Raw genomic sequence first — 8,558 nt, forward strand, 5'->3', positions numbered from 1 at the left:
CGTGTGCTCTTCCGATCTCTATCTGTGCCGAAACACGAAACCATGATCTGCCAGTTACAAAAACTTCCGTTGATTTCCAACTTTCACTCTTAATTTACCATGTTTTCCTGGAATCAACAAGATATTATCCGAATTATTATAGAATTTTTCCTCAAATCGTAAGATTTTTCCCTTATAAAGCAGAAACCGGGAGACAGCCTGTGACCTGGCCGTTTCCCGGTTCCCATTTAACCGATCCGTTCCATCTAAAATTTATTTTTTTCTGGAATCCACGTATTTTTTGATATTTGATGCATTAACAAATTTTCTGATCTCTCCGTCCTTTACAAGCACCAGTGTAGGCGCCTGCATGATCCCATAGGCATCGGAAAGCTCTGGATTTTCTTCTGCATCCACCACCTGGTACTGCTCATCCTTTAAAAATTCTTTGGCGATCTTACAGTTTGGGCAGGTCTTGGTGGTAAAGAGAAACGCGCCGTTTCCCTGGGGGATCATGGACGGCTCCTTGGCCTTCCCTTCATTTCCGGCCTTTCCCTCATTTCTGGCCTCCTGGATCTCTTCCCTGGCCTGATGAATGGCCTGGGCGATCTCCCTGGAAGCCTCCGGGGATCTCTTTAAGACGGAATGGCCGATGTCGTACATCTTCCTTTCCTTATACTCCTGGGTCTTTCCATCGTTCCAGTTCTGGACCGGACGGTAGTAGCCGGTGATCCGGCTGTAAACCTCTGCCTTTTCCCCGCATACAGGACAGGTGAAGTGTTCACCGTTCAAATAGCCGTGTTCCCGGCAGATGGAATAGGTGGGAGACAGCGTATAGTAAGGAAGCTTATAATTTTCTGCAATGGTCCGTACCAGCTTGGCCGCTGCCTTCCAGTCGGGCAGCTTTTCGCCCAGGAACGCATGGAACACCGTACCGGAGGTATACAGGGTCTGCAGCTCGTCCTGGATATCCAGGGCGTCAAACACATCCGCTGTATAGGATACCGGAAGGTGGGAGCTGTTTGTATAATAGGGCGTTCCGTCCTTCTCGCACCCGGCGGTGATGATATCCGGATATTTTTCCTTATCGTGTCTGGCCAGACGATAGGTGGTGGACTCCGCCGGAGTTGCCTCCAGGTTATACAGGTCGCCGTACTCCTCCTGGTAGATCACAAGACGGTCCCGCATATGGTTCAGCACATTCTTTGTAAACCTCTGGGCCTCCGGGCTCACCAGATCCTTCCGGATCCACCGGGCATTTAAGCATGCCTCGTTCATACCGATAAGGCCAATGGTGGAGAAATGGTTTTTAAAGGTGCCCAGATACCGCTTGGTGTAGGGGTACAGGCCGCCGTCCAGAAGCTTTGTGATCACTTCCCGCTTGATCTTTAAGGAGCGGGCCGCAATGTCCATCATATGGTCCAGACGCTCGTAAAAATCGTCTTCATCCTTTGCCAGATATGCGATCCTGGGGATGTTGATGGTCACAACGCCCACAGAGCCCGTGCTCTCTCCGGAACCAAAGAAGCCGCCGGTCTTTTTCCGCAGCTCGCGGAGATCCAGGCGCAGGCGGCAGCACATGCTGCGCACGTCGCTGGGCTGCATATCGCTGTTGATATAGTTGGAGAAATACGGAGTGCCGTATTTGGCGGTCATTTCAAACAGCAGCCGGTTGTTCAGATTGTCGGACCAGTCGAAATCCTTTGTGATGGAGTAAGTAGGGATTGGATACTGGAAGCCGCGGCCATTGGCATCTCCCTCGATCATGGTCTCAATGAAGGCCCGGTTGATCATATCCATCTCCGCCTTGCAGTCTCCGTAGGTGAAGTCCATTTCCTTTCCGCCTACGATAGCCGGCATATTGGCCATATCGTCCGGCACCGTCCAGTCCAGGGTGATGTTGGAAAACGGAGCCTGGGTGCCCCAGCGGCTGGGGGTATTGACGCCATAAATAAAGGATTCGATGCATTTCTTCACCGCCGGATAGTCCAGGCGGTCCGTCCGTACAAAGGGCGCCAGGTATGTATCAAAGGAAGAAAACGCCTGGGCTCCGGCCCACTCGTTCTGCATGATCCCCAGGAAATTCACCATCTGGTTGCACAGCACGGAAAGGTGCCTTGCCGGGGAGGAGGTGATCTTTCCAGGGATCCCGCCTAAGCCCTCCATGATCAGCTGCTTTAAGGACCAGCCGGCGCAGTATCCGGTAAGCATGGACAGGTCATGGAGATGCAGGTCTCCGCTCCTGTGGGCCTCGGCGATCTCTGTGTCATAGATCTCCGACAGCCAGTAGTTGGCCGTGATCGCCCCTGAGTTGCTTAAGATCAGTCCGCCCACAGAATATGTAACTGTGGAATTTTCCTTCACACGCCAGTCCTCTACCTTCACATAGCTGTTCACCACATCCTTATAATCCAGGATGGTGTTTTTCATATTGCGGATCCTCTCCCGCTGTTTTCTATATAAAATATAAGCCTTTGCCACATCCGTATATCCGGTCTCCTCCAGCACGTGCTCCGCGCTGTCCTGGATCTGCTCCACAGAGATCTTTCCGTCCTTCATCTTATTCTGGAAATCTGCCGTTACCCGGAGGGATAAAAGCTCCAGGATCTCATTGTTGTAGTCCTTTTTTGTGGCTTTAAAGGCTTTCTTGATTGCTTCTGTGATCTTCCCTAAATTAAAATCCGCGATCTCACCATCGCGCTTGATGACCTGTATCATCTATATTCCCCTTTCTTCGGATATCGCCAATGTCGTATTCCCTATTATAGCAGAGCCGAAATAAAAACACAATATCTGGTTTTCTTATTTTTATCATAAACCAGATATTGTGTAGTTATCCACAGGTTATCCACCAGGTATGTGCATATCCCTTTCTGTATCTCTCTTTACCGGTACAGCTCCTCAAACAGCTCCACCGGCACGTAGGCCGTCACATGGATCCCGTCCTCCTTATATTCCTCTGACAGGAGGCGGCCGTTTTTCCGGATCCGCTGGATCCGCCCGGCCTCTGCATAGGAGAACACCTTTTCAAAATAGATCCTCCGGCTCCGGAGGATGGTCTCCAGGACGCCCAGAAGGTCCGGGAGCCCCTCTCCCGTCTTTGCAGAGATCTTCACCCGGTAATCGGCTGCCATATCCCGGCCTGCGGTATCGGCTCCCTCCCGGTCGATCTTGTTGAACACAGTGACGATCTCCTTATCTGTGATCTCCAGCTGGCGCAAAGTCTCATAGACCACATGCATCTGCATATCCATCTGGGGATTGGAGCAGTCCACCACATGGAGGATCACATCGCTGTACTTTGCCTCCTCCAGAGTGCTCTTAAAGGCTTCGATCAGATGGTGGGGGAGCTTCCGGATAAAGCCTACCGTATCCGTTAAAAGGATCCGCTCGCCTCCGGGCAGGGTAAGGGCCCGGGTGGTGGGGTCCAGAGTGGCGAACAGCTTGTCCTCGGCCAGGATCCCAGCCTGGGTCAGACGGTTTAACAGCGTGGATTTTCCCGCGTTGGTATAGCCCACGATGGCCGCCGTCAAGGCCCCTCCGTTTTCTCTTTTTTTCCGCACCACCTCCCGGTGGCGCTTCACATCCTCCAGCTCAGACTTCAGCTGGCTGATGCGCTCATGGATCAGACGCCGGTCCACCTCCAGCTTCTTCTCTCCCGGTCCCCTGGTGCCGATCCCTCCTCCCAGACGGGACAGGGAATTTCTGAGCCCCACCAGGCGCACGGCCCGGTACCGGAGCTGGGCCAGCTCCACCTGGATCTTTCCCTCCCTGGTCCTGGCCCGGGATGCGAAAATATCCAGGATCACCATGGTGCGGTCCATGACCTTCGTATCCAGGGCGTCCTCCAGGTTTTTAAGCTGGGCCGGGGAAAGTTCGTCGTCACAGATAATGCCTGTGGCGTCCAGCTCCCATAAAAGCTCCTTCACCTCTTCGATCTTTCCCTTCCCCAGATACGTCCCTGGATGGACGTTCTCCCGGTTCTGGATCACCTTTCCCACCGTAACGGCCCCCGCCGTAGACGCCAGCTCCTCCAGCTCGTCCACCGAGGCGGCCGTATCATCGTCCTCTCCGGTGCTCACGGCCACCAGGATCACCCGTTCCTCCTGCTCCTTTAATTCAATCATTTCTGCCATGAAAAACTCCTATCTCGTCTTCAAAAAGGCGATCTCATGCTCCGCCGCTTCATCGCTTCCAAACTCTTCCGTATATGCCTGGAACAGCTCCAGAGCCTTCTGGTACTGGCCCAGATGCTCAAAACAGACCGCCTGGTTGAATTTAAGCTCCCGGACTGCCGTCCGGTCCGAAAGAGCCAGGCCTGTCTCACAATAGCTGAGGGCTGTTTCATAGTCCCCCGCCTTGATCTCCGCCATGGCCAGGCGGTTATATACAGAGGTACCGGCCTTCCCCGACTGGATCAGCTCCGTATAAACGGCGTCTGCCCGTTCCTGATCGCCGGAATCCAGGTACGCCTCTCCCACAGCCGTCATGGCCTCTGCGAAGCCCGGGGCCGTTCCGTCCTCGTCCAAGGCCCTTCCCTGCTCCAGCTTTTCCCAGGCTCCGGCGGGATCCCCGGCCTTTGCCAGGGACAGAGCGGCAAAATAGCCGTATTCCGCCCGCTCTTTGTCGATCTGGCTCAGGATATCATACGTATGGGCGGCAGCTTCATAGTCCTTAAGACCATATTCGGCCTCTGCCCGGTATTTCAGGATATCCACCTCAAAGTCTGTGACCCGGTCTGCGTCCTGGATCAGCGCCTCAAACTGGTCCAGGGCCCCCTCGTAGTCGCCGCTTTCTAAAAGGGCGATCCCGTTTTCCCGGGCGGCCTTCTCCTCCTCTGTAACTCCTTTGCAGCCCGTAAGAAGGACCGCCGCTGCTGCCAGGACCGCCAGCGGTCTTAAGTGTTTCCGGAAATTCTGTTTCATATGCGCTCTCCGTCCCTATCTGGTGGTGCTGCCAAAGCCGCCGTTTCTTTCCTCCGTCGTCTCGTCGTCCACGGTGATCCCATATTCCAGGAAGATCCCCTGGGCAAAGCCCGTTCCTTCCTTTACCTCCAGACGCTTTCCCTCCCGGCTGTCGTTGGTCAGCTTGATCTGGATATGCCCCTCATTGTCGGAGCCATAATAATCACTGTCGATGATCCCCACCGTATTATTCAGCTGTAAACGGTATTTAAAGCCCAGACCGCTCCTGGGATAGATCTTAAGGACCCAGCCGTCGTCGATCCTGGCCCGGATCCCGGTGAGGATCCTGGTGCACTGGCCCGGATCCAGGGAAAAGCCTGCGGGGGCAAAAAAATCGTATCCGGCGGAACCGGCGGTGGCGCGGCGGGGAAGGCGGATGGAATCATAGATCTCCTGGATCCGGTCCTCGCTGTCATCGGGATACTCTGACTGCCAGTCGGTGAGAAACTGTTTAAAGGATATTTTTTCAAATTTTGCGATTCTTTTCATTATTCTGAAATTTTCTCCTGTCTGATATTTTATGACCATTCAAGCAGCCCCCGCCTGCGGCAGGGGCCTCCTCCGGCCCATGGATGGATCGGGGGAAATCCGTGCTGGATTCTACTATATCAAGTTTGAGGGGGGATTTCAATGGGGAATATTTTTTCTCATGTCCGCATGGGACGCGCCGCCCCGCTCTCCGGGATCTGCACTGGGTTTCGGAGCCGTTGAGGCTTATAGAAGTCCCTGGGATATGGACCGCGGCTCCTGCAAATGTGCATCTCCCGGAGAGCGGGGCGGCGCTGGCGGCTGGCGGAAATTAAAAGTACCCGCGCACAGATCTCATGCCTCTGTACGCGGGTGCTTGTATAACTACCGTTTCTTATGGTTCCAGTCTATTTTCCTGCAAAGTTCCTGCAGATCTTCACTAACATATCGCCGCTGCCTACGTTGTAGCCGCTGCATGCGTAAACGGCGTTAAGCTCCTTTGTGGTAACGATGATCAGAGGAAGCTTCTCCGGGTCCACATACATTCTGCGGGCCAGTGTCTCCACATTGGGAACGAAGGTGTCGTAGAGAACACGGATCCTTGGGAAGGTGCTGAGGACCTTGGTCAGCTTGGCGTTTTCCAGGGCTGCCTTGTCTTTTACCATAAAGATGATATCGGCGGACAGATTCTGGAAGTCGGCCTCCTGCTCCAGCATCTCGTTTAAGATATGCTCCGTGGGCTCCTTACCCTGCTCTAACCACATGAGCACAGCCGGGTTCTTTGTGAGCTCGCTGCCCTTGACCGTATTGCCGTTTTCATCGGATACCTTGAACTCGTCCAGAGTGAAGTTATCCAGCATGTCGGCCAGATCTGCATGGTATTTCTCCAGCTTCACAGTCTTTGTCTCGCCCTCGCCCACCACAAAGATGTACCGGCTGGCGAAGATATTTCCGTTGGGAAGACGGTTGTCGGTGATGACCTTGTACTGACCGGCAGGAACGGAGATCTTCAGCTCATTGCCGTCCCATTTTTCATTTTCCAGATCCAGGGTCTGGTATCCGCCGTCCACAAGCTGGCTCACAGAAAAGTCCGGGAAGTATGCCCAGTTCTCGCCCTCTCCCTTCTGGAAGACGATGGTGCTGCCCCCCTTGTCCAGGATCTCCACCGGAACGAAGCGGCCGTCCTCATAAACCTCTGCCAGCTCGTTGATGGGGTTCACTCTGGATACGATGCCCAGGGCGCGGCAGATGGCCACAAACAGGATCTTTTTGGAGCGCTGGTTTCCGTTCTTTACGGTTAAGGCTCCCACTGGACGGGTCACGATCTGACCGTACTCGATATCCGGGTTGAAGGCGATCTCTTTATTGATATACTCCCATACGGATCTGGGATCCTTACGGAAGGCAGCCTTTTCTTCCTCTGTAAAGAAGTCCAGGATGAACTGGCGGTTCTTTCTTAAGGGCTCGTTGAACACACGCGGGCATACCACATACTGGTAGAACAGCTCCTCATCCTCAAAGGTATAATCCTTTGTAAGGGCCAGGGCCTCTTTTAATACATCTGTATCCACGTCTCTTCTGTCCTTTTTGGAAAGAGTCAGAAGCAGCTTCTCTTTTGCGTGGGCAGAGAAGGTCTCATCCTCTAAAAACTCCTCCAGACGGGTCACATTGCTGCGGCTCTCAAACAGAAGCTCGTAGATCTCCTGGCCGTAACCGTATTTGTCCACAATGGCCTTCGCCTTATCTGCATCAAACATGGCTGCCACTCTGGCCTCACGCTTTTTATTGGCAGCGTCAGTCTTCTTCATGCCCAGCTCTTTCTGTTCCTCTGTGGGCTTTGCGCCGTTGACGATCTGGTCCTTGGGTGCAATGGAAACAAAGTGCTCCCATGTATCATAATTCACCGGCTCATTCTTTAAAACGATCTCCACTGTATCCACATCCGGAGTATAGACCAGACGCTCGCAGAATACATCGCCCTTCTTTACATGGATATGCATGGTTCCCAGGCCGCAGGTCAGGCCGCAGCAGCCGTTTTCGTCGGTATCCATGATGGCAGCATCAAAGAAGCTGGAATAGTTTAAGATCCCAAAGCCCACCTGGGCGCCCTGTACCGGCTTCCCGGCCTCGTCCTTTACGCAGACCTTCAGATATTTTGTAACTGCATATAATTTCAGGTTATTCAGGAAAGAAGCCATTCCCACCTTGGAGATGATCTCCTCTCCGCTGATCTCGCCGAAGCAGCGGCTGTGGATCAGCATGGCGCGGCTGGCAGCGTTGGTGAACCAGCCCTTATTTAATACCTCCTCCGGCTCGCAGGCTCCAAGGAAGTGCCATGCGCCGTCGCAGTAGACCTCCACCCAGGCGTGGTTGTCGTCACAGTGGGCCCAGCGCGGTGTGTAGATCTGTCTGGCAGGAATACCGATGGCACGGTATACGTTTACGCCGAAGGCTGATTCCTCGCCGCAGCGGCCGTATGCAGAATAATATGCTCCCAGTGCGGAGATGGTACGGCTGTCGGTGGCCTGGTACATTACATTTTCTGCGTTCCAGTAGTTGGCCTCGATGATGGCGTCGTGCATGGAAAGGCTGTTGACACGGTCTGCCAGCAGTCCATAGAAGAATTTACGGCAGTCACAGAGCTCTTCCTCGTTGACACGCACATGGAGCACATAGTTTAAGAAGATGTCCTCCGGAAGATCCTTTGCAAAGGGGGAATTTTCCCTTAAGAACACTCCATGCGCTGCGCAGGACTGGAAGATCTCAAAATCGTAGTTGGCCAGGTCGCTTAAAGGGCTGTTGGCATAGATCCATTTGATGGCGGCGATCACATCGGCGCTTTCCGTCTTTTCTGCCTGTGCCAGTCTGGAGAGGATTTCTTCTCTTTTCTTCTCTCCTGCTTTTTCTAACAGGCGGCTGAACTTTTCTTCCGCCGCTTTCATTGCTTTTTCTGTAAACATCATAGAGTTCTCTCCTGTCTTTTGGTTTTATACAAGGGAAAAGGCAAGTCCATTTCCAAAAGAACCTGCCTTTCCCTTCTGCCCTCCGGGGATCTTATTTACCAAAGGAATGCACGATCTCTGCGCACTCTCTGAATTCCTGTTCGTCTGTCTCCCAGATCTCATACTCGGAAAGGGTGGGAAGTCC

General features: G+C 53.4%; 5 protein-coding genes. All 5 read right to left on the reverse strand.

Annotated features, from left to right (window positions below; all coding sequences use genetic code 11):
* Positions 1–252: 252 nt before the first annotated feature.
* Entirely contained in the window at positions 253–2,697 is a 2,445-nt protein-coding gene (locus WIH05_RS12640; protein WP_022273319.1) for a ribonucleoside triphosphate reductase, read from the reverse strand.
* A 167-nt stretch (positions 2,698–2,864) separates the two neighbouring features.
* Positions 2,865–4,115, reverse strand: coding sequence for a GTPase HflX (hflX, locus tag WIH05_RS12645; protein WP_022273318.1), 1,251 nt, complete (start codon positions 4,113–4,115; stop codon positions 2,865–2,867).
* Between the two features lie 9 nt (positions 4,116–4,124).
* Entirely contained in the window at positions 4,125–4,904 is a 780-nt protein-coding gene (locus WIH05_RS12650) for a tetratricopeptide repeat protein (RefSeq protein ID WP_022273317.1), read from the reverse strand.
* Between the two features lie 15 nt (positions 4,905–4,919).
* Positions 4,920–5,432 (reverse strand): deoxyuridine 5'-triphosphate nucleotidohydrolase, encoded by a 513-nt coding sequence (locus tag WIH05_RS12655; protein ID WP_022273316.1) that lies wholly within the window; start codon positions 5,430–5,432, stop codon positions 4,920–4,922.
* Between the two features lie 386 nt (positions 5,433–5,818).
* Positions 5,819–8,374 (reverse strand): transglutaminase domain-containing protein, encoded by a 2,556-nt coding sequence (locus WIH05_RS12660; RefSeq protein ID WP_022273292.1) that lies wholly within the window; start codon positions 8,372–8,374, stop codon positions 5,819–5,821.
* Between the last annotated feature and the right edge of the window lie 184 nt (positions 8,375–8,558).

The sequence above is a fragment of the Alitiscatomonas sp. genome (assembly GCF_037242085.1).
GTDB classification, from domain to species: domain Bacteria; phylum Bacillota; class Clostridia; order Lachnospirales; family Lachnospiraceae; genus Alitiscatomonas; species Alitiscatomonas aceti.

Bases quoted from the DNA above. Each gene is read 5' to 3' on its own strand.
- WIH05_RS12640 (WP_022273319.1), bottom strand. From the start codon at position 2,697: ATGATACAGGTCATCAAGCGCGATGGTGAGATCGCGGATTTTAATTTA.
- hflX (WP_022273318.1), bottom strand. From the start codon at position 4,115: ATGGCAGAAATGATTGAATTAAAGGAGCAGGAGGAACGGGTGATCCTG.
- WIH05_RS12650 (WP_022273317.1), bottom strand. From the start codon at position 4,904: ATGAAACAGAATTTCCGGAAACACTTAAGACCGCTGGCGGTCCTGGCA.
- WIH05_RS12655 (WP_022273316.1), bottom strand. From the start codon at position 5,432: ATGAAAAGAATCGCAAAATTTGAAAAAATATCCTTTAAACAGTTTCTC.
- WIH05_RS12660 (WP_022273292.1), bottom strand. From the start codon at position 8,374: ATGATGTTTACAGAAAAAGCAATGAAAGCGGCGGAAGAAAAGTTCAGC.